General features: G+C 65.6%; 20 protein-coding genes. 10 read left to right on the top strand and 10 right to left on the bottom strand.

Annotated features, from left to right (window positions below; translation table 11 throughout):
- Positions 1 to 54: 54 nt before the first annotated feature.
- Both RIdsm_RS21875 and RIdsm_RS21870 read right to left on the bottom strand, forming a co-directional pair.
- A complete protein-coding gene (locus RIdsm_RS21875) occupies positions 55 to 981 on the bottom strand; it encodes an ABC transporter permease (RefSeq protein WP_057820251.1) in 927 nt (308 codons plus the stop codon).
- On the bottom strand, positions 978 to 2,099 hold the full coding sequence (locus tag RIdsm_RS21870; RefSeq protein WP_082647519.1) for an ABC transporter ATP-binding protein: 1,122 nt from the start codon (positions 2,097 to 2,099) through the stop codon (positions 978 to 980). Before RIdsm_RS21870 ends, RIdsm_RS21875 begins: the two co-directional genes overlap by 4 nt.
- Positions 2,100 to 2,179: 80 nt before the next feature.
- On the opposite strand from RIdsm_RS21870, the gene RIdsm_RS21865 reads away from it, so the two are divergent.
- Positions 2,180 to 3,115 carry a MurR/RpiR family transcriptional regulator gene (locus RIdsm_RS21865; RefSeq protein ID WP_074940638.1) on the top strand — a complete coding sequence of 312 codons (936 nt, stop codon included), beginning with the start codon at positions 2,180 to 2,182 and terminating at the stop codon, positions 3,113 to 3,115.
- A 32-nt stretch (positions 3,116 to 3,147) separates the two neighbouring features.
- On the opposite strand, the gene RIdsm_RS21860 is transcribed toward RIdsm_RS21865, so the two are convergent.
- Positions 3,148 to 4,515, bottom strand: a complete 1,368-nt coding sequence (locus tag RIdsm_RS21860) for an aspartate aminotransferase family protein (protein WP_057820249.1) — start codon at positions 4,513 to 4,515, stop codon at positions 3,148 to 3,150.
- Positions 4,516 to 4,690: 175 nt separating this feature from the next.
- Here RIdsm_RS21860 and RIdsm_RS21855 point away from each other — a divergent pair, with 175 nt between their 5' ends.
- From RIdsm_RS21855 to gap, 9 genes are all read left to right on the top strand, one after another.
- Positions 4,691 to 5,716: a LacI family DNA-binding transcriptional regulator gene (locus tag RIdsm_RS21855; protein ID WP_074940641.1), complete on the top strand. Its 1,026-nt coding sequence runs from the start codon at positions 4,691 to 4,693 to the stop codon at positions 5,714 to 5,716.
- A 294-nt stretch (positions 5,717 to 6,010) separates the two neighbouring features.
- The gene (locus RIdsm_RS21850) at positions 6,011 to 7,333 is read left to right on the top strand and encodes an ABC transporter substrate-binding protein (protein ID WP_057820246.1); all 1,323 of its coding nucleotides are present in this window, start codon (positions 6,011 to 6,013) and stop codon (positions 7,331 to 7,333) included.
- A gap of 112 nt (positions 7,334 to 7,445) precedes the next feature.
- On the top strand, positions 7,446 to 8,393 hold the full coding sequence (locus RIdsm_RS21845) for a carbohydrate ABC transporter permease (RefSeq protein ID WP_057820245.1): 948 nt from the start codon (positions 7,446 to 7,448) through the stop codon (positions 8,391 to 8,393).
- A complete protein-coding gene (locus tag RIdsm_RS21840) occupies positions 8,390 to 9,328 on the top strand; it encodes a carbohydrate ABC transporter permease (protein ID WP_057820244.1) in 939 nt (312 codons plus the stop codon). The genes RIdsm_RS21845 and RIdsm_RS21840 overlap by 4 nt, the downstream gene beginning before the upstream one ends.
- On the top strand, positions 9,325 to 9,513 hold the full coding sequence (locus RIdsm_RS21835; protein WP_057820243.1) for a hypothetical protein: 189 nt from the start codon (positions 9,325 to 9,327) through the stop codon (positions 9,511 to 9,513). The genes RIdsm_RS21840 and RIdsm_RS21835 overlap by 4 nt, the downstream gene beginning before the upstream one ends.
- Before the next feature lie 9 nt (positions 9,514 to 9,522).
- A complete protein-coding gene (locus RIdsm_RS21830) occupies positions 9,523 to 10,620 on the top strand; it encodes an ABC transporter ATP-binding protein (RefSeq protein WP_057820242.1) in 1,098 nt (365 codons plus the stop codon).
- On the top strand, positions 10,613 to 11,608 hold the full coding sequence (locus RIdsm_RS21825) for an ABC transporter ATP-binding protein (protein ID WP_057820241.1): 996 nt from the start codon (positions 10,613 to 10,615) through the stop codon (positions 11,606 to 11,608). Before RIdsm_RS21830 ends, RIdsm_RS21825 begins: the two co-directional genes overlap by 8 nt.
- A 12-nt stretch (positions 11,609 to 11,620) precedes the next feature.
- Entirely contained in the window at positions 11,621 to 13,258 is a 1,638-nt protein-coding gene (locus RIdsm_RS21820; RefSeq protein ID WP_057820237.1) for a dihydroxyacetone kinase subunit DhaK, read from the top strand.
- A 110-nt stretch (positions 13,259 to 13,368) separates the two neighbouring features.
- On the top strand, positions 13,369 to 14,406 hold the full coding sequence (gene gap, locus RIdsm_RS21815; protein WP_057820227.1) for a type I glyceraldehyde-3-phosphate dehydrogenase: 1,038 nt from the start codon (positions 13,369 to 13,371) through the stop codon (positions 14,404 to 14,406).
- Here the strand turns inward: gap and RIdsm_RS21810 are convergent.
- The 7 genes from RIdsm_RS21810 to RIdsm_RS21780 all read right to left on the bottom strand — a co-directional run bounded on the left by RIdsm_RS21810 (position 14,403) and on the right by RIdsm_RS21780 (position 25,684).
- Positions 14,403 to 17,852 carry a CHAT domain-containing tetratricopeptide repeat protein gene (locus tag RIdsm_RS21810; RefSeq protein ID WP_057820225.1) on the bottom strand — a complete coding sequence of 1,150 codons (3,450 nt, stop codon included), beginning with the start codon at positions 17,850 to 17,852 and terminating at the stop codon, positions 14,403 to 14,405. The two genes, gap and RIdsm_RS21810, sit on opposite strands and share 4 nt — an antisense overlap.
- 1 nt (position 17,853) lies before the next feature.
- On the bottom strand, positions 17,854 to 18,777 hold the full coding sequence (locus tag RIdsm_RS21805) for a rhodanese-like domain-containing protein (RefSeq protein ID WP_057820223.1): 924 nt from the start codon (positions 18,775 to 18,777) through the stop codon (positions 17,854 to 17,856).
- Positions 18,778 to 18,798: 21 nt separating this feature from the next.
- Positions 18,799 to 19,854 carry a S1 family serine peptidase gene (locus tag RIdsm_RS21800; RefSeq protein WP_074940643.1) on the bottom strand — a complete coding sequence of 352 codons (1,056 nt, stop codon included), beginning with the start codon at positions 19,852 to 19,854 and terminating at the stop codon, positions 18,799 to 18,801.
- A gap of 12 nt (positions 19,855 to 19,866) precedes the next feature.
- Complete coding sequence (locus RIdsm_RS21795) at positions 19,867 to 22,053, bottom strand: caspase family protein (RefSeq protein WP_057820217.1); 2,187 nt, start codon at positions 22,051 to 22,053, stop codon at positions 19,867 to 19,869.
- A gap of 159 nt (positions 22,054 to 22,212) precedes the next feature.
- A complete protein-coding gene (locus RIdsm_RS21790) occupies positions 22,213 to 22,578 on the bottom strand; it encodes an Hpt domain-containing protein (protein ID WP_057820213.1) in 366 nt (121 codons plus the stop codon).
- Positions 22,579 to 22,590: 12 nt separating this feature from the next.
- The gene (locus RIdsm_RS21785; protein WP_057820211.1) at positions 22,591 to 23,559 is read right to left on the bottom strand and encodes a response regulator; all 969 of its coding nucleotides are present in this window, start codon (positions 23,557 to 23,559) and stop codon (positions 22,591 to 22,593) included.
- Positions 23,560 to 23,692: 133 nt separating this feature from the next.
- Positions 23,693 to 25,684 (bottom strand): PAS domain-containing hybrid sensor histidine kinase/response regulator, encoded by a 1,992-nt coding sequence (locus RIdsm_RS21780; protein WP_160325889.1) that lies wholly within the window; start codon positions 25,682 to 25,684, stop codon positions 23,693 to 23,695.
- Positions 25,685 to 25,784: the final 100 nt, after the last annotated feature.

Here is a 25,784-nt window from a genome sequence, read left to right as displayed (position 1 = left end):
CGGATTTTGCGGCGGCCCGACTGGGCCGTGGCGCCGGCAGCGAGGGGAGGGGTGTCAGCCATGGGCGCGTCCTCCCTTCGTGGCGGCGCGGGCATAGATCAGCAGGGCGATGACCACGAGCGCCATCAGGATCAGCGCGGCGGCCGAGCCGAAGGGCCAGTTGCGCGACGAGCCGAACTGGATGGCGATCATGTTGCCGATCATCAGCTGCTTGCCGCCGCCCAGCAGGGCCGGGGTGATGTAGGCGCCGAGGCCGGGGATGAAGACGAGGATGCAGCCGGCGATGATGCCGGGCTTGGCGATCGGGGCGATGATATGGCGCAGCACCCGGAAGCGGTTGGCGTAGAGGTCGTAGCCCGCCTCGACCAGCCGGAAGTCGAGCTTTTCGAGGCTAGCGTAGAGCGGCAGCACCATGAAGGGCAGGTAGGTGTAGATCAGGCCGATGAACACGGCGGTATCGGTGTAGAGGATCGACAGCGGCTGATCGATCACGCCGATGCCCATGAGGCCCAGGTTGATGAGCCCCTCGTCGCGCAGGATCAGCAGCATCGCGTACGTGCGGATGAGCAGGTTGGTCCAGAACGGCAGGGTGATCAGGAAGAGCCAGAAGTTACGCTGTTCGCGTGGCTTGGTGGCGATGAAGTAAGCCGTGGGGAAGCCGATGAGCAGGGCGCCGATGGTGGCGCCGAAGGCCAGCCCGATCGAGCGCATGTAGATGGTCAGGTAGGAGTCACTGAACTGGAGGGTGCCGTCGAAGATGTCCCGCTCGAACAGGAACTGGATATAGGCGTTGGGGGTGAAATCCCAGATCACGCCACCATAGGTACCGGGCGTCAGGAAGGAATAGACGGCCGTGATGCCGAGCGGCAGGATGGAGATGCTGAGGATGATGAGCAGCGCCGGGGCCAGCAGGGCGCGGCGGGTCTGGCGGCGCTTGCGGCGCGATTCCTGCTCGGCCGCCGTGAGGGTGGTCGCGCTCATGCCAGCACCCGCGCGCCGCCCGACGCGATGACGACGCCGATTTTGGCGCCCTGCGAAAGGTCCATCCCCTCGGTCGAGCCGCCGTGGCGGACGACCAGTTCCTCGCCCGAGCCGAGCCGGAGATGCAGGTTGTGGGCCGAGCCCATGTAAACGAGGTTTTCGAGCTGTCCCTGAAGCGCCGGGGTCTCTCCGGCCTGTGCGACGCGAATGCTTTCGGGGCGCAGGGCGACCGCGCAATGGCCTTGCGTTTCTGCGTCGCCGGTGGAGCGGGCCAGCATGGTGGTGCCGTCCTTCAGGCGGACGCGGGTCTGGTTGCCCTCGGTGCCTTCGACCTCCGCCTCGAGAATGTTGATGTCGCCGATGAAGTCGGCCACGAAGCGGTGGGTCGGCTTGTCGTAGATTTCCTTGGGCGTGCCGATCTGCAGGATCTGGCCGTCGCGCATGACCGCGATCCGGTCGGACATGGTCAGCGCTTCTTCCTGGTCGTGGGTGACGAAGATGAAGGTGATGCCGGTCTCGGCCTGAAGGCTTTTCAGCTCGATCTGCATGTTCTTGCGCAGCTTGAGGTCGAGCGCCGCGAGCGGTTCGTCGAGCAGAAGCACCTTGGGCGCGGGGGCGAGGGCGCGGGCGAGTGCGACGCGCTGTTGCTGTCCGCCGGAGAGTTGATCGGTGCGGCGGTTCGCCATCGCCTCGAGCTGGACGAGTGAGAGCATCTGTTTCACGCGGGCATCGATTTCGCCCGAGGGCTTGCCCAGCATCTTGAGGCCGAAGCCGATGTTTTCGGAGACGGTCATGTGCGGGAAGAGCGCGTAGTTCTGGAAGACGGTGTTCACGGGCCGCACATGCGGGGGCAGGGCCGTGATGTCTTGCCCGTCAAGCTCGATCGTGCCGCTGGTGGGCAGTTCGAACCCGGCGATGAGGCGCAGAAGAGTGGTCTTGCCGCAGCCCGAGGGGCCGAGCAGCGTGAAGAACTCGTTCTCGCGGATATCGATGTCGACATGGTCGAGCGCGGTGACCGCCGTCTCGCCCTGGCCGAAGGTTTTTGTCAGTGCCCGGGCGGAAATCATGCTACGCCGGGCGTCGGAGTCTTTGGGGGCCTTTGCGGTATCGCTGGTCATTCCCTGTCCCTGTTTATTTTTCGCCGCGACATTGTTTGTGGTATTTATTTATCGAATCGCGATACTGTTATGATAATAACATGACTGGTCCCACGGCAACATCAACTTTCGCACCTGCGGCATCGCTGGAGAAACGCATCGAAGATGTGTGGGACAGCCTGTCGTCGGCCGAACGGCGGGCGGCGTCCTGCATGAAAGCAAGAGGCAGTCTGCTGTTGCTCGACACCGGCGCGGCGCTGGCTCAGGAGGCGGGCGTCAGCCAGATGACGGTGAGTCGTCTGCTTCGGAAACTGGGGTTCCAGGGGCTTGCGGCGTTGAAGCGGACGTTGCGCGAGGACGATGCGCTGGATGCGATCGATCTGAAAGACCGTAATGAACATCTGCTCGATGGGTCGATCGGGGAATTCCTCAAGCGCGAGGCCGAGGCGGTGCTGGCACTGGCAGAGTTGGTGGCCGATGACCGGTGGCGCGAGGCGGTCGACCTGATCCACGGCGCCGATGACGTGGTCGTGGCCGGGTTCCAGATGTTGCGCGGCCATGTCGAGGATTTTACCCGCAGGCTCTCCACCTATCGCGACAACGTGCGCTATGCCGCGACGCATGACGGCTGTCTTGCCGAGCTGATTCCGCCGAAGGGGCGGGATCGGAAACGTGTGCTGGTGCTGGTCGATATCGTGCCCTACGGGCGCGAGGCCGAGACGGTGGCGGCGCTGGCGCGGAAATCGGGGTTCGAGATCGTGATCCTGACGGATGAGCTGAACCAGTGGGCCAAGGCGCATACCGATCACGTGCTGACGGCGCGGATTTCGACCGACCTGACGATTGAATCGACCGGGCCGCTGGCGACGCTGTTGTCGTTGCTGGCGCAGGCCGTGGCCGAGCGCGACCCGGTTGCCACCGCCGCGCGGCTGGATCACTGGGCCCAGATCGCCGGGGATATGCGGTATTACTCGAGAAAGACACCGCGCCGGCGCCGGCCCCTCTGGAAGGGGAAATACGCCGGGCCGAAGGCGTAAGCCCGGCCCGGCCATTTGCCACGTTGCCGGGGTCAGGCGGCGAAATCCATCTTTTCCAGTTCCGTCAGCGCATCGGCGAAGGCGTCGACGATCAGGTCGATTTCCTCCCGCTCGATGATCATCGGCGGGCAGAAGGCCATCGCATCCATCATCGCGCGGGAAATCACGCCGCGTTCGAAGAGCAGCTTGTTCATGGCCGCGCCCAGCTTGCCTGCGGGAAGCGTGTCGCCGAGTTCGGGGTGCACCAACTCGACCGCCGCGATCAGGCCGACGCCGCGCACCTCGCCCACCATCGGATGGCGGGCGAACTGGGACAGCTTCTCGCGGAAATAGGCGCCGTTCTCGGCGGATTTGGTCACGAGGTCGCGTTCCTCGATGATCTTGATGTTTTCAAGCGCGACGGCCGCGCCGACCGGGTGGCCCGCGCCGGTGTAGCCGTGGCCCAGAACGCCGATGCGGCCGCTTTCCTCGGCGATCGGTTCGTAGAAACGGTCATTCAGCAGGATGGCCGAGAAGGGCACGTAGCTGGAGGTGATCTGTTTCGACATGACGATCGCATCGGGCTTGATGCCGTAGGTTTCGCAGCCGAACATGTTGCCGGTGCGGCCGAAGCCGTTGATGACCTCGTCGGCAATCAGCAGGATGTCGTATTTCGCCAGCACCGCCTGGATCTTTTCCCAGTAGGTGGCCGGCGGTACGACCACGCCGCCGGCGCCCATCACCGGCTCGCCGATGAAGGCGGCGATGGTGTCGGGGCCTTCCGCCTGGATCATCGCGTCGAGATCTTCGGCGCAGCGGGTGGCGAAGTCTTCCTCGCTTTCACCGTCGCGGCCCTCTTTCCAGTAATGCGGGCAAGTGGTGTGCAGGATGCCGGGCAGGGGCAGGTCGAAGGAGCGGTGGTTGTTGGGCAGGCCCGTGAGGCTGGCCGAGGCGATGGTGACGCCGTGATAGCCGCGATTGCGCGAGATGATCTTTTTCTTTTCGGGCTTGCCGAGGGCGTTGGAGCGGTACCACAGCATCTTGATGACGGTGTCGTTCGCCTCGGAGCCGGAGTTCGTGTAGAACACCTTCGACATCGGCACGGGCGCCATCGTGACCAGCTTCTCGGCCAGGTCGATGGCGGCGGGGTGCGCGCGGTGGGCGAAGTTGTGGTAGTAGGGCAGCTTCTTCATCTGCTCGGCCGCGGCTGCGACAAGCCGGTCTTCGCCGAAGCCGACGCCGACGCTCCACAGGCCGGCCATCGCCTCGACGTAGCGTTTGCCGTGGTTGTCGAAGACGAAAACCCCCTCGCCGTGTTCGATGATCTGCGGGCCCTGCTCGGCATGCGCCATGGCGTCGGTGTAGGAGTGGAAGTGGTAGGCGATATCGCGGGCTTCGGGCGAATTGGGGGCGAGTGTCATCTTCTGTTCCGTGTTGAGTGGTGGAGATTTCTGGATTGGCGAAACTCTGTCAGATGACGCGGGGAAAGGAAATCGGTAATTTGATCAAAAGCTGGTGTGAGTGGATGAGGCGGGGCGTGGCTTTGATTGACGTACCTCAGGCGCCCGGCTAACCTTGTTGGCCATGGAGGGGCCGATGAGCAAACCCACGGTACACGACATCGCCAAGGAGGCGGGCGTCAGCCTTGCCACCGTCGACCGTGTGCTGAATGCGCGGCCCGGCGTGCGTGAGAAAACCATTGCAAAGGTGAACGCCGCTGTCGAGCGGTTGGGCTACGTCCGCGACACCTATGCCGCCAACCTTGCGCGGCAGCGGCAATACCGGTTCGTCTTCGTCCTACCAGAGGGGCCGAGCCAATTTACAGAGACGCTGAAGGCGGCGCTGAAGGAGGCTTATGCCTCGCAAATCGCCGACCGGGTGGTGTTGCGGACGGTGAGCGTGCCGGCGAATGACCCGCATGCCATCGTGCGGAGCTTGCGGTCGCTCGATACCGATCGGCTGGATGGCGTGGCGATCATGGCGCCGGAGACGCCGCAGGTGCGTGACGCCATCGCGCGGCTCAAGGAGGCAGGGCTTGCCGTGGTGGCCCTGGCTACCGACTTGCCGAACTCGAAGCGCGATTACTTTATTGGTATCAACAACTTGTCGGCCGGGCGGACCGCTGCCCTGTTGATGGGGCGGTTTGCCGGGGGGCGTGGCGAGGTGCTGGTCGTGACCAATTCGATGCGGTCGCGGGACAGCCTCGAGCGGCGGCTAGGCTTCGACGAGGTGATGAAAAGCGACTTCCCCGAAATGGTGGTGCTGCCGTCGATCGAGACCTATGACGACCCGGCGCGGATGGAGAGCGTGATCGCCGACGTGGTCGAGAACAGGCCAGGGGTGGTGGGGCTCTATTCGATGGGGCTTGGGAACGTGCCGCTTCTCGATGCGTTGCGCGATGCGGGGCGGGCCGGCGACCTTATCGTGATCGCGCATGAGCTGACCCCGAAGACGCGGGAGGCGTTGCAGCAGAACGAGCTGGCAGCGGTGATCACGCAGAACGTGGGGCACCTTGTCCGGAGTGCCTTGCGGGTGCTGCGGGCGTTCTGCGACTCGCAGTCGATTTTCGAGGCGCAGGAGCGGATTCGGATCGAAATCGTCCTGCGCGAGAACCTTTACTGAGCAATTTCGGGTGGTCGGGCCGGTGGGGTTGCCCGGGGCTGAACGACCGCGCCTTACCTAGCGTAAGTCACTGGAATTCAGCACAATATTCCGAGTGAGAGAAAAATTGGGCCGCGAGGGCCCTTGCCTGCGAATTGCGCGCATTTGCCCGGAAATTGGGCGAGTGGAGGAACGTACCTCAGAAATTCCTAGACATGAGGTACGTTCCTCATTTACCTTTTCCCTGCCTCCCGACCCATACCGCGGAGGCGCGACGCGTTGATGAGCGCGTCGACCAACGGGAGGAGACAATCAATGAAGACGACGCAATTAATGTCGGCTGCTGCCCTGACAGCGGCCACCGGCTTTGCCGCAAGTGGCGCGCAGGCCGATGAATTGACGCTGTGCTGGGCCGCGTGGGACCCGGCGAACGCCCTGATCGAACTGTCGAAGGATTTCGAGGCCGAGTCGGGCCACTCGATGAGCTTCGAGTTCGTGCCGTGGCCCAACTTTGCCGACCGGATGCTGAACGAGCTGAATTCGGGCGGGAAGCTGTGCGACCTGATGATCGGGGACAGCCAGTGGATCGGGCTGGGCGCCGAGGCCGGGCATTACGTGAAGCTGAACGATTTCTTCGAGGCCGAAGGGATCAGCATGGACGATTTCATTCCGGCGACCGTGACCGGCTATTCGGAATGGCCGAAGGGCACGCCCAATTACTGGGCGCTGCCGGCCTTTGGCGACGTGGTGGGGTGGACCTATCGCAAGGACTGGTTCGAGATGCCCGAGCACCAGGCCGAGTTCAAGGAGACCTATGGCCGTGACCTGAAGGCGCCGGAAACGCTGGCCGAGCTGAAGGATATCGCGGAGTTCTTCCAGGGCCGCGAGATCGACGGGAAGACGGTGTATGGCGCGGCGATCTATACCGAGCGGGGCTCGGAAGGGATCACCATGGGCGTGACCAACGCGCTTTACAATTACGGGTTCGAATACGGCAATCCGGAGAACCCCTATGAGCTGGAAGGCTACGTGAATTCGCCCGAGGCGGCGGAAGGGCTGGAGTATTACAAGGCGCTGTACGATTGCTGCACGCCGCCGGGCTCGTCCGACTGGTACATGTCGGCCAATATCGACGCCTACAAGTCGGGGCAGGTGGCGCTGCAGATGAACTTTGCCTTCATCTGGCCGGGCGTGAACGCCGACCCGAACGTGGGCGGCGACAAGTCGGGCTATTTCCCCAACCCGAAGGGCCCGGGTGGGCATTTCGCCCAGCTTGGCGGGCAGGGGATCTCGGTTGTGTCCTATTCCGACAGCCAGGACGCGGCGCTTGAGTATATCAAGTGGTTCGCGCAACCCGAGATCCAGTCGAAATGGTGGGAGCTTGGCGGGTATTCGGCTCTGAAAGCCGTGGTCGAGGACCCGGGTTTCGCGACCAGCCAGCCCTATGCGCAGACCTTCCTCGACTCGATGGCGATCGTGAAGGATTTCTGGGCGGAGCCGGCCTATGCCTCGCTGCTTCTGGCCATGCAGGACCACGTGCACAGCTACGTGATCGCCGGCGAGGGCACGGCGCAGGAGGCGCTTGATGCGCTGGTCGAGGATTGGACCGAAGTCTTCGAGGATGAAGGCAAGATCTGATCCGGGCTGATCTGCCGCCTGTCTCCCTGGGCGGCAGGTTCACTCTCGCGCGAGGCCATCTGGCCGATTTTGGCCCCGCGCAACGCCAAAGCAATACCGGGAAGGAAGTCTCATGTCCGAGACGGTCATGGATCGGGCCGCCAGCGCCACGCCCAAGAAAGTTGCGCGCCGTATCAGGGGGTTGTCCGACCGAACCATCGCGTGGCTCTTCGTGGCGCCGACGGTGTTCCTGTTGCTGGCGGTGAATATCTTCCCGCTGATCTGGACGATCCGGCTGAGCTTTACCAATTTCCGGGCGAACCGGCCGAATGCCGAGGTGAAGTGGATCGGGCTGCGGAATTACGAGCGCATCCTGACCGACAGCGATATCTGGCTGACGATGCAGGCAACGGCGCATTTCCTGATATGGACGATCGTCTTCCAGGTTCTGATCGGGTTCACGCTGGCGTGGCTGATCAACAAGAAGTTCAAGGGAAACGATCTTTGGACGACGATCATCGTTTTCCCGATGATGCTGTCGCCCGCCGTGGTGGGGAACTTCTGGACGTTCCTGTACCAGCCTCAGATCGGGCTTTTCAATTACGTGGTGGCGTTCTTCACCGGGGCGGACCCGGCGAGTTTCTCGATGATCGGCGAGGTGGCGCTGGCACCCTGGGCGATCGTGATCGTGGACACGTGGATGTGGACGCCCTTCGTGATGTTGATCTGCCTGGCGGGGCTGAGGTCGATACCAGACACGATCTACGAGGCGGCGGAGTGTGACCGGGCGTCGAAATGGCGGCAGTTCTGGACGATCACGGTGCCGATGGTGCTGCCGTTCCTGATGCTGGCGGTGCTGTTCCGGGGGATCGAGAACTTCAAGATGTTCGACCTGGTGGTGCAGCTGACCGGGGGCGGGCCGGGGAACACCACGACGCTGACGTCGATCGACCTCAAGCGCGAGGCGTTCGAGAAGTGGCGGACCGGGTTTTCCTCGGCCTACGCGATCATCCTTTTCGTGACGGTGTTCGGGCTGGCCTCGATCTACGTGAAGGCGCTGAACAAGGTGAAGGAAAGATGAGCAGCTACTCGATCACCGAAGCCTCCGGCCGGCAGAAATGGGTCGCGGGCGTGCTTGTCATCGGCTACGCGCTGATCACGTTGATGCCCTTGTTGTGGATCCTTGCGACGGGCTTCAAGAGCTCGCCGGATTCCATTGCCTATCCGCCCAAGGTTGTCTTCGAGCCGTCGCTGGAAGGCTACGTGAACCTCTTCACCACGCAGATGCGGCAAAGCCCGGAATACCTTCAAGAGAATCCGCCGACGACGTGGTACGAAGAGGTCGTGCACGACAAGGGGATGGTGATCGCCGGGCCGTCGCGGTTTGGCGAGCGGTTCATGAACTCGGTGATCATCGGGTTCGGCTCGACCTTCCTGTCGGTCTTTCTCGGCACGCTCGCGGCCTATGCGTTTTCGCGCTATCGCATCCCGCTCAAGGATGACCTGCTGTTCTTCATCCTGTCGACGCGGATGATGCCGCCGATCGCGATTGCCATTCCGATCTTCCTGATGTTCCGGACACTGGGCCTGTCGGACACCCATGCCGGGATGATCCTGCTTTACACGGCGGTGAACCTGTCCTTGTCGGTCTGGTTGCTGAAAGGGTTCATCGACGAGATCCCGCGGGAATACGAAGAGGCCGCCCTGATCGACGGGTACACGCGGTTCCAGGCCTTCTACAAAGTGGTGCTGCCGCAGGCGGCGACAGGCATCGCCTCGACCGCGATTTTCTGCCTGATCTTTTCGTGGAACGAGTATGCCTTCGCGGTTCTGCTGACTTCCGGCACGGCACAGACGGCGCCGCCCTTCATCCCCACGATCATCGGCGTGGGCGGGCAGGATTGGCCTGCCGTCGCGGCCGGCGCGACCATCTTCCTTGTCCCGGTCATGGTTTTCACCATCCTGCTGCGCAAGCACCTGCTGCGCGGGATCACCTTCGGAGCGGTTCGGAAATGAGTGCTTTCGTCAACGGTTTGCTGCGGCTGCGCCGCGGTCCTTGGGAGATGGTTGCCTCGGCGCTCATCGCGCTGGGCGTGGTGATGCTGATGCAGCCGTTCATCCTGTGGGCCTTCACCTATTCCTTCATCATCACGCTGACGGGGACGGTGATGTTCATCGTCGTCAGCCATTTCCCGGAATAGGAGGCGCGCATGGCAGAGATCGTCATTCAGAATGTGCGCAAGGACTTCGGCGACTTCACCGCCGTCAAATCCTCTTCCTTCCGGATCGAGGACGGGGAGTTCTTCATGCTGTTGGGGCCGTCGGGATGCGGCAAGACCACGACCTTGCGGATGATCGCGGGGCTGGAGCTTCCGACGTCGGGCGAGATTTACATCGACGGCGAGGAGGTGGGTCAGAAGCCGGCGAGCCAGCGGGACATTGCCTTCGTCTTCCAGATGTTCGCGCTCTACCCGCATATGAACGTGCGCAAGAACATCAGCTATCCGCTGGTGAGCCAGGGGATGCCGCGGGCGCAGGTGCGCGAGAAGGTGGCGGAGGCGGCGCGGATCCTGGGGATCGAGAAGATCCTCGACCGGCCGGTGGGGGGCTTGTCGGGCGGCGACCGGCAGCGCGTGGCGCTGGGCCGGGCGATCGTGCGGAACCCGAAGTGCTTCCTGATGGACGAGCCTTTGGGTGCCCTCGATGCCGAGTTCCGGGAGCATATGGCGGAGGAGCTGCGGAACCTGCATGACAGGATGGGGGCGACCACGGTTTACGTGACCCATGACCAGCTGGAAGCGATGCAGATGGGCGACAAGATCGTGGTGATGAACCACGGGGTGATCGAACAGTTCGGCACGCCGCAGGATATCTACGACAAGCCCGCCAGCCGCTTCGTGGCCGAGTTCATCGGGTCGCCCTCAATGAATTTCCTCAAGTTCCACGATAGCCTTGAGGTCGGGGCGACCAGCGTGACGCTGCATCACGAGACGCTGCATATTCCGGCGCTACGGGAGCCGTTTGACGGGGACATGATCTATGGGGTGCGGCCCGAGCATGTGCGGCTGTCCGATGCCTCGGGCTATCGCGGCGAGGTGATCGCGACGGAATACCTCGGCACTACCCAGATCGTGACGATGAAAACCCATAACGGCGAGGTAAAGGCGCGGATCGGGTCGGAGCAGCCGGCGCGGGTGGGCGAGAGCGTGGGGCTCGATTTCAATGGCCGGACGGTGACGCTGTTCGATACGCAGGCGGGGCGGGCCATTCGCTCGGACCTGAACGAGGGGGTGCTGTCGCATGTCTGACGTGCTGCTGGAAAACGTATCGATGAGCTATGGCTCGACGCTGGCGGTCGACAACCTGACCATGACGGTGAGCGACGGCGCCTTCGTGGTGCTGCTGGGCCCCACCGGGGCGGGGAAGACCACGACGCTGCGGCTGATTTCGGGGCTGGAGCGGCCGGATGCCGGGGATATCCGCATCGATGGGCGGTCGGTGGTGAACGAGACGCCGGCACAGCGGGACGTGGCGATGGTGTTTCAGCAATACTCGCTTTACCCGCATATGACGGTGCGCGAGAACCTCGCCTTTCCCTTGCGCTCGCCGATCCTGAAAACGCCTGAAGACGAGATCGCGCGGAAGATCCGCGAGGTGGCGGAGGTGCTGAGCATCCCCCACAAGCTCGACAACAAGGCGACGGAGCTGTCGGGGGGCGAGATGCAGCGGGTGTCGATCGGCCGGGCGCTGGTGCGGGACCCGTCGATCTACCTGATGGACGAGCCGTTGTCGTCGCTCGATGCCAAGCTGCGGGCCGATCTGCGGGTCGAGTTGAAGCGCATCCAGGCGAGCCTGGGGGCGACGATGCTCTACGTGACGCATGACCAGATCGAAGCGATGACGATGGCGACGCATGTGGGCGTTCTCGATGAAGGCCGCCTTGTGCAGTTCGGCAGCCCGCGTGAGATTTACGAGGACCCGGTGAGCCTTTACGTGGCCGGTCGGCTGGGTCTGCCACGTATCAACGCGCTGCCCGCCGGCGTTTTCGGCGGGGCGCCCACGGAGGCGAAGACCATCGGCCTTCGCCCCGAGCATATCGCGCATGGCGAGGGCAAGCCCTCGACCGTGTCGCGGGTCGAGCGGCTGGGGGATCAGACGCGTCTGCATCTGCAGCTTGACGGGCATGACATCGTGACGCTGACCGACCCGCATACCGACCTCGAGCCCGGGGACACCGTGGCCATTCAACCCCGCAACGCCCTTTACTTCGACGCCGCCGGCGCGCGGATCGCTTAAGGAGACTGACCCATGAAGCAGTTCATCAACGAAAAGGAAACGGTCGTCACCGAAGCGATCGACGGCCATCTGCGCATCGCGGGCGGGCGGCTGGCAAGGCTGGACGGGTATCCGCATATCAAGGTGGTGGTGCGCACCGACTGGGACCGCTCGAAAGTGGCGCTGGTGTCGGGCGGCGGATCGGGGCACGAGCCGAGCCATGCGGGGTTCGTCGGGCAAGGGATGCTGACGGCGGCGGTGTGCGGGGAGGTCTTCGCCTCCCCCTCGGTCGATGCGGTGCTGGCGGGGATCCTGTCGGTGACGGGCAAGGCGGGGTGCCTGCTGATCGTGAAGAACTATACCGGCGACCGGCTGAATTTCGGGCTAGCGGCGGAGCGGGCACGGGCGCAGGGGCTGAAGGTGAACATGGTGATCGTCGACGATGACGTGGCCCTTCCCGACCTGCCGCAGGCGCGCGGGGTGGCAGGGACGCTGTTCGTGCACAAGATTGCAGGCGCGCTGGCCGAACAGGGCGCCGACCTCGACGCCGTGACCGAGGCGGCGGAGCGAGTGATCAAGGGGGCGGTGTCGATCGGCATGTCGCTCGATACCTGCACCGTGCCCGGCTCGCCCAAGGAAGACCGGATCGGGCCGGGCAAGGCCGAGCTGGGGCTGGGCATTCATGGCGAGGCGGGGATCGAGCAGGTGCCCTTCACCACGGCGCGGGAGGCGATCTCGATGGTGATCGACAGGCTGGCGCCGCATCTGGGGAGCGGGCCGCACGTGGCTTTGCTCAATAACCTCGGGGCGACGACGCCGCTGGAGATGGGGGTGCTGGCCGAGGAGCTGACGCGCTCGCGGATCGGAGACCAGCTGCGCTGGCTGATCGGGCCGGCGCCGATGATGACCTCGCTGGATATGCGGGGGTTCTCGATCTCGGTCTACCCGGTGTCGAAGGCGGATGAGGCGGCGCTCCTGGCGCCGGTGGCGCCGTGGGCCTGGCCGGGCTGTCACATGATCGGCGAGGTCGCGGTGCTCGACCTGCCGGACGGGCTGACGCCGATCAAGCCGATCCCGTCGTCGCACGAGGCGACGCGTGCGTTCGTGGAACGGTGCTGCAACCTTCTGATCGGGGAGCAGGATGCGCTGAATGCGCTGGATGCGAAGTCGGGGGATGGGGATACGGGCAGTACGCTGGCCACCGCGTCGCGGGCGCTGATCGGGTCGCTCGACCGGTTGCCTTTGGCGGACCAGACGCAGCTGTACCGGGCCATCGGGCTGGAACTGAGCCAGACGATGGGAGGCTCGTCGGGGGTGTTGCTGGCGATCTTCTTTGCGGCAGCGGGAGATGCCTCGGCCAGCGGGAAGGATGCCATTGGCGCTTTGAAATCGGGTCTCGACCGGGTGCAGCAGGTGGGTGGGGCGAGCCCCGGCGACCGGACGATGATCGACGCGCTGCTGCCCGCACTGGAGGCGTTGCCCGACGGGCTGGCGGCGGCGGCGGAGGCGGCGAGGAAGGGCGCGGATGCCACGGCGGAGATCACCCGCGCGCGGGCCGGGCGGGCGAGCTACGTCTCGGCTGAGAGCCTTGCGGGGCATAACGACCCGGGCGCCGAGGCGGTGGCGCGGTTGTTCGAGCATCTCTCACGGGTCGACGAACTGGCCTCCTGATCCGGGTTGCCACGGGTCCGGCCGGAAAAATGGTCGGGCCGGTGGTAATTTCCGACCGGATATGTTAGCGCTATCATAAATCGAAAAATCAGTAACAGGGAGCCTTTGCCATGACTGCCAAGCTTGCCATCAACGGGTTCGGCCGGATCGGCCGCTGTGTTCTTCGGGCGTGGGTCGAGTCGGGGCGCGACGATATCGAGATCGTCGCGATCAACGACCTCGCCCCGATCGAGACCAGCGCGCATCTTCTGAAATACGACAGCGTGCATGGCCGGTTGGCTGAGGATGTTTCGGTGGAGGGGGGCGACCTGATCGTCGGCGGCCGGCGTATTCGCGTCACCGCCGAGCGGGCGCCGGAGGATCTGCCGTGGTCCGACGTGGACGTGGCGCTGGAGTGCACCGGGGTCTTCACCGCGCGGGACAAGGCGGCGCGGCATTTGCGGAATGGGTCGGGCCGGGTTCTGGTCTCGGCCCCGGCGGACGGGGCGGACAAGACCATCGTTTACGGGGTGAATCACCAGAGCCTGAGCGCCGGTGACACGGTCATTTCCAACGCCTCCTGCACGACGAACTGCCTGGCTCCGGTGGCCAAGGTGCTGGACGACGCCTTCGGGATCGAGACCGGCTACATGACCACCGTGCACAGCTATACCGGCGATCAGCCGGTGCTGGATGCGGCGCACAAGGATCTCTACCGGGCACGGGGGGCGGCGCTGTCGATGATCCCGACGTCGACCGGGGCGGCGCGGGCCGTGGGGCTGGTGCTGCCGCACCTGGCCGGGCGGCTGGATGGCGCGGCGATCCGGGTGCCGACGCCGAATGTCTCGGTGGTCGATCTGACCTTCATGCCCAGGCGGAACGCGACGGCAGACGAGGTGAACGAAGCGATCCGGCAGGCGGCCGGATCAGGGCCGTTGCAGGGGATCCTTGCGGTGAATGATGCGCCGCTGGTGTCGAGCGATTTCAACCACGATTCCCATTCCTCGGTCTTCTGCCCCGGGCAGACGCGGGTGACCGAGGGCGGCATGGTGCGGGTGCTGTCGTGGTATGACAACGAATGGGGGTTCTCGAACCGGATGCTCGACACGGGCGCGTGGATTGCGCGGCGGCTTGGCTTGCCGGTGGGCGAGCAAAGGTTGGCGGGTTAGCGCAGGCCGACGATGGCGAAGGGGGCCCAGTAGGACGGATGCGTGCGCAGCGGATCCTGCGCGGGGTCGTCGAGGATGGCGAGGACCGAGCGGCGCAGCGCTTCTGCATGGCTGAGGTCGGGCTCGTCCTGAAGCGTGCGGAAGAGGCCGGTGGAGACCTCGACCGCGGCGGAAGAATAGACAGACCAATGGGTTACGAGGAGCGAGGAGCCGCCGGCGTGGAAGAACGCTCGGGCGAGGCCGGAAAGGCCCTCGGCGTTGGCATCCTCGCCCGCGGCGGTGTTGCAGGCGGAGAGGACGACGAGGCTGGCCTTGAGGCCGAGCGTGGCAATCTCGGCGGCGGTGAGCAGGCCGTCATCTTCTGCCGTGGGCGTGTCGGGCGGGGTTAGGACAAGGCCGGGCGCTCGGGCGCCGGCCTCGCCCGCCGTCAGGCCGTGGGTGGCGAAGACGATCACGTCGTATTGGGCGAGCTGGGCCGAGGCGTCGAGGAGTTTGACTTTCGTTTCCGTGGCTTGCGGGCCGGTGAAGAGCGAAGCGGACCCGCCGAAGACGCGGCCGATGGCCTCGACTTCGCAGGCCGAGTCCGGCAGGCGGGGCAGCGAGCGCAGCACGGCCGGGCGGGCGAGGGGAGTGCCGGTGTCGTTATCCATCAGGTCGGGCGTGTCGGGCGGGGCGGCGCGGAGGGCGGCCATGCGGACGGTGGCGCAATCGACCGGGCCGCTGGTGCCGATGACCGGGTCGCCGATCCCGAGGTAGCGGCCAAGCCCCTTGCCGCGGGGGAGCGGGTGGTTCCGAAGGCCCCGGAGGCTGCTGATCGAAGGCAGGACCGAGATCGCGTGGTGGCGAATGAGCCAGTCGGGCGACCCGTTCGGCCCGCCCTGTGTGTCGGCGACAAGTGCTTGAAAAGGCAGGCGTAACAAGTCTGCGGGCGGGGCGATTATCAGGTGGTCCTTGCCGGTCAGCATGCCGCTTACGCCGCCGAAGAGGTCTCGGTAGAGGCGGAATGCCCCTTCGGCGTCAAACCCGCGGGTGTCTTCCTCCTGTTCGGCCAGCATGGCGCCGCGAAGGCCGGTGGTGCCGAAGGTGGCGCAGCCGGGGTCGCTGACGGCGATCTGGCAGCGGAAGGCGGTGATCCTGTCGTTGAGGCTGCGGCGGCTGTCGTCGGGGATGGGGGCCACGCGGATGGCGCCGCGGCTGATGGCGATGGTCTGGTTGGAAGAGCCGTCGAGGGCGGCGACCATGTCGGGGCGCAGGCCGGGCAGAAGGAAGGTGAGGAGCACCTCGTCGGGCTTGAGAAGGGATTGAATTTCAGAGACTTGCAAGGGTTGGACGCCAGTGAGGCCGGCGGTTTCAAGGCCCAGGCCGGAGAGCCTGGTTTCGACGGTCTGCAGGTCGCGCTCGAGCGTGTTGAGCCTTGTATCAAAGGCCCGGAGCGTGGACCGGTCGGCGCCTTCGCCGTAGGCGGTGAGGAGGGCGGAGGTTTCGCGGGTGTGGGCTTCGCGGAGGTCCTGGCGGCGGCGGAGCCAGACGGCTTGCAGGGGGTCGTCGGCGGCGAGGCGGGCTTCCATCATGGCGAGGGCTTCGGCCGAGCGGGTGACCTGGGTCCATTGCAGGGCGGAGAGGGCCTCGTCGATCGTGGCGGGGTCGGGCGGTGCCGTGCCGGAGCGGGCGAGGAGGGACCAGGCGAGGATCTCGAAATCTTGAATAGATTCAGGGAGTTGCGCGCGGTAGAGCGGGGATTTCCGGGCCTCTGCGATATCGCGGAGGAGGGGGGTGGCGGCGTCGAGATTGCCCTCGGAGACGTGAAAGAGCGCCAGTTTCAGCTGGGCGTCGACGGCCATGGGCAGGGCGTGGGGCAGGGCGGCGTCGTTGATGGCGATGGCCTCTTCCAAAAGGCTGACAGCCCTTGTTTTATTGCCTTGAACGAAGAGAAAGTCGGCGGCGTTGGTCAGGGCGGTGGCAAGGTCGGGGTGGTTTTCCGGATAGGCCTCGCGGGCGATGGAGAGGGCCTGTTCGAGGCGGTCGAGGGCCTGTTCCGGCTGCCCGAGATCGCCGAGCGCCACGGCCGCGGCGGCGTGGATGCGGGCCATTTCGGCCCGTGTATTCCACGTCGGTATAACGTCGGTATTTTGTCGGTATTGCGTCAGTGCTTCTTCGGTGAGGTCGAGCGCATCCTGCGGGCGGCCCATGTCGGTCATCAGGCGGGCCCGGTTGGTGGCGCTGATGGCGAGGTCGATGGGGGTGAGCGGTTCCGCGCCCTGGTCGAGGGCGATGCTGTAGGCACGCTCGGACTGGTCGTAGAGCCGTTCGGAGAGCGACAGGTCATTGCGTTGCCACGCGTTGGCGGCGAGGTCGTCGAGGATGAGGTGCAGGCTCTTGCGGCCCTCCTCGGTCGCCTCGAGCACGCGGGCGGCGCGGCGGAGGGTCTGGGCGGCCTCCTGGTGGAGGCCGAGATTGGTCTGGGCATGGGCCACCTCGCGCAGGGCGAGGCCGAGGCGGGGGTCGTTCTCGATGCCGGTCAGTTCGGCATAGGCCACGGCAAGCTGGGCATAGTCGAGCTGCACCTCGCGCAGTTCGGTGTAGCTGGCGGCCTGTGTTGCGGTGAGGGTCAGGGTCGCCATCTCGTTGACATAGGCCAGCTCGTCTTCGGAGAGCGGCGCGGCGGCGCCCCATGCGCGCAGGGCGTCGGCGGCGGGGCCATAGCGTTCGGCCTGGTGGAGGAGGAAGAATTTCTGCGACAGCAGGTTCTGGATACCCTCGACCTCTTCCGGCATGAAGCGGCGGAGGACGGCGATGCGCCCGGTGATGAGGGCGATGGCCTCATCGGTGCGGCCGGCCTGTTCCATCGCTTCCTGCGTCTGGGCGTAGGTGGTGTAGATCGTGCCGTAGAGCGGGCGCAGAAGCTCGGGTTCGACGGCGAGGAGTTCTTCTAGGAATTCGATGGAGGCGATGTATTGTCCGGCGGCGAAATGAACCGAGGCGGCGATGCCGAGGGCGCGACCGTGGTCGGGCGTGCCACGGCCGGCGCCAAGGATGCGGTCGACCAGCGCCTCGGCTGCGGGGATGTCGCCCTGCATGAGGTGGACATTCGCGCGGTTCGAGGCGGCGAGATACCACGGGTCGGAACCGGTGAGGCCGGCTTGCTCGGCGAAGGCGATGGCTTCGTCGAGCTGCGCGCCGGCCTGGGCATCACCGGCGAGCGCGAGGGCATAGCCGAGGTTGTTGAGGGCGTAGGCATAGGCCAGCGGGTCGGGGGTGTCGGCGGCCCGCGCCGCTTCGACAGCGGCGCGGGCGCGTTCCACGGCGAGCGGTGTGTCGCCCGCGTTCAGCGCTTCCATCGTCGCCCCGTTCAGGGCGCCGATATCGGCGGTGCTGTCCTGCGCCGGGGCCGCATGGGCAAGGAAAAGGCCCGCGGCGAGAGCGAACCCCAGGGCCGCGCGCCGCATGTCAGTATCCGGACGGATAGACCGGGAAGCCCGCCATCTGCCACGCCGTGATGCCGCCGCGATACCAGTAGACGTTGGTATAGCCGGCTGCCACCACCCGCAGGGTCGCGTTATAGCTGAGCCAGCATTGCGGATCGGAGCAGTAGAGAATGATCGGGTAGTCGGCGACCTGGCCGGTGACCTGTGCCAGGAACTGGCCCGTCTGCTGCTGAATGCGGTCCTGGTAGGAGCCGGGCGAGGACATCTCGGGGATCATGTAGGCGCTGGGCAGGGAGTATTGCTGCCCGAGCACGTCGATGATGATCATGTCGAGCCCGCTGGCCATGGCGTTGGCCAGACCCTCGGTCGAGACCACGGAGGCGCCGGGCACCATGGTGGGCGTGGGCGCATGCATGCCGCCATTGCGAAGGTTGCCTGTGGGCGGCACGCCGTAGTCGCGGCTTTCGAAGGTGAGGATCTGCGGGTCGACCGTGATGGCCTGTGCCTGCTGGTTGGTCTCGGGCTGTGCCTCGGGCTGCGGTTCAGGCTGTGGCTCGGGCTGGGTTTCCGGCATGGCGGTCTCGGTCGTCTCTTCGGTGCCGGTTCCGGTGCCGGTGATCGAGAAGTCGGGATCGAAATCGCCATCCTGGGCCGTGCTGTCTGCCGTCTCGGCGGTGGTGCCCGTGGTGCCGCTGTCGGTCGTGGTTTCGCTGGCCGGGCCGAAGCTGCCGCCGAACCCGTCATCGGCGGCGGGCTGGGTGCCCGCCTGCGCCTGGGTGTCGGTGCCGTAATTCGGCTCTGGTTCCTTGGAATCCGACGACGCCTCGGCGGCGGGTTGCTCGAACCCGTCGTCGAAGCTGCCGCCGAAGCTGTCTTCGGCGAACGCCGGGGCGCTGAGAAGCGCCGCCAGCGCCGCACTGGTCGCGGTGCGTGTCATAAGGGTCATTCGGTTTCTCCTTGTCGCGCCTCAGCCGCGCACGTGGCTTGCGATCCAGTCGAAGTAGTTCGAGACCCGGGTGTAGACAGAGTAGAGGTTTTCATGCCCGCAGGGTTCGTTCGAGCCGAGAGGCTTGCGGCCCCAGCTGACGATGCCGACCTGAAGCCAGTCGCCGTCGGGTTCCTTGATCATCAGCGGGCCGCCGCTGTCGCCGTTGCAGGAGGTGCGCTTGCCGCTGGGCACGCCGGCGCAGATCATGTTGTTGGTGAGCGCGTCGCCCCAGTTGTTGAGGATGATGGAATAGGCCTCTTCGAGGCGGTCCATCGGGATGCGGTTCTCGGTGCCGATGACGAAGAGGAAGGCCCCCAGGTCGCGTTGAGACACCTCGGCCATGCCCTTGTTGCAGGTGGCGTTGGAGACGATGTCGATATCGGTTTCCATCAGGTCGACGGGGAACTTGTTTTCTTCCATCATCCCCCAGCCGATGACCACGGCCGGGCCGTCGGGCAGCTGTGTCGAGTTGGTCTGAACCGGAATGGCCGCGACCGGGCCGGAGCTGTCGGCAATGGGTTCGGTGAGCTGGATCAGACCGATATCGGCATCGCCGGTGCTCGGGTCGTAGTTCTCGTGGACGATCACGCTTGCGACGGCGCGCAGGTCGCCCTCGCCGAGATCGGTGGCGCCGGATTTCACCGCGATGGTGGCCGGGTCGACGGCGCGCCCCTCGTCATCGGCGATGCAGTGGGCCGCGGTGAGCACCCATTGGCGGGCGATGATAGAGCCGCCGCAGAATTGCGAGCCGTAGAGCCCTTCTGTCGAGCCGTCGAGCCGTTCGACCAGGTGAAGCGAGACCTGGTGTGGCCAGGCGCCATCCTGGGCGGCGCGGCCGCCGTAGATGCGAGAGGCGGCCTCGCCGCCGAGGTTCTCGGCCTTGGCGCGTTCCTTGACGACGTATTTGGCGACCGAGGTGCCGCTTCCCGTTGCGGGCACGGCCACTTTTGAAAAGGCCGATTCCTGAGCCGCCACAGGCGGTGCGATCAGGCAGAGCACGGACAATGCCGTGGCGCTTGCAGTAAGAAATTTCATTGTAGTCTCCCTTTAGTAATCCTGTTGCGTCCCCACGCGTTCCGGTTGCTTGATGGGCCGCCCCGCGCGCAGAAACGCTTCGCGGCGCGGCAGTACTTGCCAGGTCCATGCCTCGACCCAGATGCCGGCGGAGCCAAGTCCGCCAAAGGCGCCGCGCGTGTCCCCGCGCTTGGCCAGGTCTTCGAGAAAGGCGCGCGGATCGGTGGCCGCGCCCCGTGTCGGGCTGGCGTCGCAGGTTTCGACGAGCCCTTCGAGATTGAGAGATTCGGTGTTGTCGCGCGCCTCGGTGACCACGACGAAAAGCCGTTCGGTGCCGGCGGAATAGCCGCCCGGGCAGTCGGAGCAGATGGTCATCTCGGGGCCGAGGGCGAGCGCGTTGCGGTTGCCGGTGATCCGTTCGTGGGCGGCGTGGACGCAGAACTGGGCGTCGACATGCACGCGGTTGACGTCGAACGTATCGCCGGTGGCGCCTTGGGCGCGGAAGGCGAGGCCGTCGCATTGCTTGAGCCTGGCGCCACTGTCGAGGGCGACGGGCGCGGTCTGGCTGGCGGCGCGGTAGGCTGCGCGGCATTCGCGGCGGGGCGAAACGTCGCTGCCCGGCTCGGCCAGCGCCTCGATCGGGGCGGGCTGGAGCAGGGTTTCGACGTTGATCGGGCTCGGGTTCAGGAGCGAGCCTGAGCCGGAGAGGTTTTCGAGCATGCGGGCCAGGGTTTCGGCCTTGGCGATGCGGGCGAGCACGGCGGAGAGCTCGGGGCCGTCATCCGGATGCCAGGTGAGGCCCGCCGGGCTTTCGCCGGCCTGGGCGGGCAGGCCGAACCAGAGCGCGCCATCGGCGGCAAGCACGTCGATATCGGCGTCGGTGTCGGCGAGGGTGACGCCGGGCCCGGTGCCGTCGGACGTGGCGGTGACGGCCTCGGCGAGGGCCCGGACCAGCGGGTCGTCGTCGCCGAGCGGGGTGCCGGTTGCAAGGTCGCGGGGGCGGGCGAGGGCGATGGTGAGGTCGACCGGGTGGGCGATGACCTGGGCGAAGCGGGTCTCGGCGGGCAGGGCGCCTTCGATGGCGCAGAGCGCATTGGCCCGCGGCGTGCAGTCGGCCGAGACCGGGCGGAGGAAGGCCTCGGCCGCGTCGGGGTCTTCGACCTGGGCGAAGCCGATCACCGCGTCGGCCGGATCGGCCGCGTCGGCGACGAGCCCCAGCAACGTGCCCTCGGCCAGCCCGTGAACCATGCCGGCGGCGACGCTGTCGTCGGTCACTGCAAAGCGGCGGATGCCGGAGGTGTCGCGCCCGCCAAAGACGGCGGCGTCGATCAGGTTGCCTTCCCAGAGCGGTGTCTGAAGCCGGGCCGCGCCCGGCACGTGGCCGGCGTTCATGTCGGAGAGCACCGCCTGGAAGAGTTGGCGGAAGCTGAGCGCCGCGTCGTCCTGAAGCCGGGCGGCGAGCGTGGAGGTGAAGAGGCCGTACCAGTCGTCGCCGCCCTCGGCCTCGGCGAAGTTCACCTCGCGGGCCAGTTCGGTGGACTGGGCGGCGTAGAAGGCGAGGAAGCCGCCCGGCGGTTCGGGCCCCTCGGCCGGGTCGGTGGCGTCCTCGACCTGGTGAGCGGGGGTGACGGAGACACCCAGCGTGGCCGGATCGACGAAGCGGGCCACGGTGCCGGGTGTGGCCGCGCGGGTGCCGGAGCCGGAATGACAGCTGTCGAGAACGAACCAGACATCGGCGCCGGTCATGCGGATGGCATGGAGCGCCGCGCCGATCTCGTCGTCGGTGATGGCATTGGGGATCGCGCCGGCGCCGGCCTCGGCGCGGGCGGTGTCGGCGGGCAGGAAGACCTCGTCGAGGCCGTCTGTTTCGTCGCCGTTGCGGTCGGCCTGCCGGGTGCCGTGGCCGCTGAGATGAATGTAGATGAAATCGCCGTCCTGCGCGGAGGCCGCGAGCGCGGCGAAGGCATCGAGGATCGCGGCGCGGGTCGGGCGTGCGCCGCCCTCTACGCCGTCGGCCAGCACGATGAGGTCGTCGATGCCGCGGTTGCGCAGGGTTGTGCTCAGAAGGCGGACGTCGTTGGCCGGGCCCTTGAGGTCGGCCACACCGGCGCTATCGTCATAGTCGGAGACGCCGATCAGAAGGGCGCGAGTTTCCGATACCGCGCGCTGAGGCGCAGACAGGAAAATACCGAAGATCAAAACCACCAACAGGCCGCGCATCAAGTGTCATCCTCCCCGGGAGTCGCGATGCATGCGGTTAAACCAGACTCAACAGTAAGCCCGAGTTAGTGATTTCGCATAGTAAAAAATAACCCGGCCCACGCGTCTGGCGGGCCGGGATCGATGCCATTTACTCAAATCTGCGTGAAATGCCGGTGATCAGCGGCGTTCCAGGATCTCTGCGATGCGGGCCCGGAAGATCTCGGAATCGCGGACGACGGCGGCCCAGCCGGTGTCGTCCGTGCGGCGCGCTTCGCGCAGGCTGTCGATCGTGGCCTCGAAAGTCGAGGCGAGATCGCCGAACTCGGCAAAGCCCAGCGAGCCGGCCGACCCGGCGATCCGGTGATAGACCGAGCGGATCTCGGCCATGCCGCGGTCGATCGGCGCTTCGTCCTGTTCGACCTTGCGGCGGGCGTCGACGATTTCGCGGTCGCGTTCGGACAAAATCTTGAGGAAAAGATCGCGCGTCTTGGCCAGCCTCTGGGCCATGATCTGATCGAGATCCTGCATCTGTGCCTGTGTCATGACTGCTCCCGTTTATGCTCTGGCGGATTGAAGGATTGATTTGACCTGTGTCTTGTGCGGCAGGGGGAACTGGGCCAGCGAGCGGGCCTTCTCGAGCATGTTCACCGGGTCGCCGAACTGCAGGAGCGACGGGCGCACGACCGGGCCGCAGGTCACGACCGGACGCATCACGTCGGGCTCGTCGAGCTGATCGTAGAACTGGTCGAGCGCGACGTTGACAAGCGCTTCGAATTCGCCCGGATCGATCGCCGCAAGACGGGGGAGGAGCACGACGAAGTCGCCCGAGCCGGCATAGGCGAACATGTGGTGCATGGTCTGCAGCTCGCCATGGGCGGTTTCGGCCACGTCGCCCAGCATGTCCATGAAGGCGGTGCGGGTCATCAGGCCGAAGAGTTTCTCGGCGTTGCGGATGTGCAGGCACATGGCGGCGTGGTTCATCATCCGCAGGCGGCCGACGGTTTCGAGGTAGTTCTTGACGGCGACGTAGTGCATCACCCCGTCGACATCGTTGAGCGCCACCGGCTCGTCGAAATCGCGCATGCCCTGCTCGATGGCGTCGTGGTCGCGCAGCATCGCCTTCATCGACTCGAAGCGGCGGCTTTCACGGACGATCCGGTCGACCGCGCTGAGGCGGCCGCGGAGCTGGTTGATGTCGAGCGGCTTGGACAGGTAGTCGATGGCGCCGGCCTGGAAGGCGCCGTCGACGCTTTCGCGGTCGCCCATCGAGGTGATCATCACCACGGGCGCGCGCTTGCCGGCTTCGGTCGAGCGGATGTTGCGCACCAGCTCGATGCCGTTCATGCCGGGCATCTCGATGTCGCAGAGGAAGCAGTCGAACGGCTGCTGTGCCTTCTGGATGTTCTGAAGCGCGTCGGGGCCCGACACGGCGTAGGTCACGTCTGAATAGCCCAGCCTGTCCATGTAGGACTCGAGGATCTCGCGAAATACGGGATCATCGTCAACGGCAAGAATTCTCATCATACTGGTTCCATTTCGTGAACGGGGGCAATCTCTTAAGAGTTTAGTGACCCGTCGCTCATATTGAGGGCGCAATTTGGGCCTTTTCGTGGCATTGCACCGTCAGGGTTGCAGGTTTCGGCGGGGTTTCGCTTGGTCAGGCGCTCTTGTCTTCGACGGGCTCCGTTCCGGTCACCAGATCGCTGACCAGACGGATAAGTTTCTGCCATTCCAAGGGCTTGGAGAGGACAGAGACGTTGCCCGGCATGTTGTCGGGCAGATCGTTGACATTGCCGCTCATCAGCAGGGCGGGGGTGCGGCGGTTGGGGCCGGCGCCGTTGCGGATGGTGTGGACGGCTGTGGCGCCCTTCATGCCGAGGAGGTTCTGGTCGAACATCATCAGGTCGTAGCGTTCCTGGCTGGCGGCGCCGACGGCGATGTCGCCGCTGTCGACCGCGCGCAGGTTGGTGATGCCCATCAGGGCCAGCATCTCGGTGATGACGCCGCGTGAGATCTCGTCATCCTCGGCCAGCAGGACCCGGGCATCGCCCATGGCGATGTCGAGGATTTCCTCGGGGCGGTCGGTGTCGGAGGTCGTTTCGGCGGCGTCGTCGCTTTCGACCCGTTCGAGGGGAAGCACGATGCGGAAGGTGGCGCCGTTGCCGGGGCTGCTTTCGACCGCGATCGAGCCGCCCATCAGGCGGACCAGCTCGGCGCAGATGGCCAGGCCGAGGCCCGAGCCCTCGCGTTCGCCGCTGCGGCCGTCATCGACCTGGCGGAAACGTTCGAACAGGTGCGGCTGGTCGGCCTCGGGGATGCCGGGGCCGTCGTCGCGCACCGTGAAGGAGATGTCGCCGGCGGGCGTGATGTCGGCACAGACGCAGACCTGCCCGTCGGTCGAGAACTTGACGGCGTTGCCGGTGAGGTTGATGAGCACCTGGCGGAGGCGGCCGCGGTCGCCCATGACGCGGCGGGGCACGCCGGGGCCGGTGCAGCCCACGAGTTGCAGGCCCTTGTTCTCGGCCTGGTCGATCAGGGTGTCGCGCACCTCGTCGACGAGGCCGGAGACGACGAAGGGTTCGGGGTGAAGCGTGAGCAGGCCGGCCTCGATGCGGGAGAGGTCGAGCGTGTGGTTCACCAGCTCGTGCAGGATGTCGCAGTTCTTCCGGATCCGGTTGGCGAGGTTGGCGTGTTCTTCGGACAGGTCGGACCAGAGCAGGACCTGGGTCGTGCCGGATATGCCGTTGAGAAGATTGCGGATTTCATGCGTGGTGTGGGCCAGCGCCTCGGATTTGCGGCGGTCGCGTTCCTCGGCCCGGACACGTTCGGACTGGATCTTGGTGATGTCGCTGACGACGCCGAGACTGCGCACCGGGAAGCCGGTTTCGTCGAGCACGATGCGGCCGCGCAGGCGCAGCCACATCCAGGTGCCGTCGATCTGGCGCATGCGGCAGGTCACGTCGAGATCCTCGCCGGCGGCGTGGCGCAGCATGGCGCGGCGCAGCCCGCGCCGCTCGGTCGGGTGGGACCGCTGCATCAGCCATTCGAAGTTGAACTGGCCGCCCTCCCCGGGGGTGCCTCCGAGCAGGGGCGCGAAATTATCGGAGAACTCGCAATGGCCGGTGCCAAGCTCGAGATCCCAGATGGGCAGGGCGCCGTAGTCGAGCGCCATGCGCAGCTGGTCTCGGCTGCGCTGAAGTTCGACCTCGGTGAGCTTGTGGCGGGTGATGTCCTGCTGGATTGCGATGAAGTTGGTCAGCCTGCCATCGGGGCCGAAGACCGGGTTGATCAGCATGTTGAGCCAGAATCGCTCGCCGGACTTGGTGTAGTTGAGGATTTCGACGTCGACGGGTTCATGGACGGCGAGCTTGCGGCTGACCAGCCGGACGGTGGCCGGATCGGTTTCGGGGCCCTGCAGCAGGTCGCCGGGCTTCTGGCCGATATATTCCGCCTCGCTGTAGCCTGTCAGCTGTTCGAACGCGCCGTTGGCCCAGACGATGCGACCGGTGTTGTCGGAGACGAGGGTGACATCGGACGTGTGGGTGGCCACGAGCGCCGCAGGCCCGATGTCCTCGGAACCCGACAACGCTTCGCGCGCCACGGTGCCCTCATCGGCCCTGGAGGTATTGCCCTCTAAACTGCTCTCCACCGTCTTAAGCCTTGGTCCGCGTGTCGCGGTTAATCTTCTTGACGTAACGTCACTGATTAAACTCGATACCATCTTTTTCACCAATTACAAATCTCATAAT

The organism is Roseovarius indicus, assembly GCF_008728195.1.
Taxonomy (GTDB): domain Bacteria; phylum Pseudomonadota; class Alphaproteobacteria; order Rhodobacterales; family Rhodobacteraceae; genus Roseovarius; species Roseovarius indicus.
This window is presented reverse-complemented; position numbering and strand designations above follow the sequence as displayed.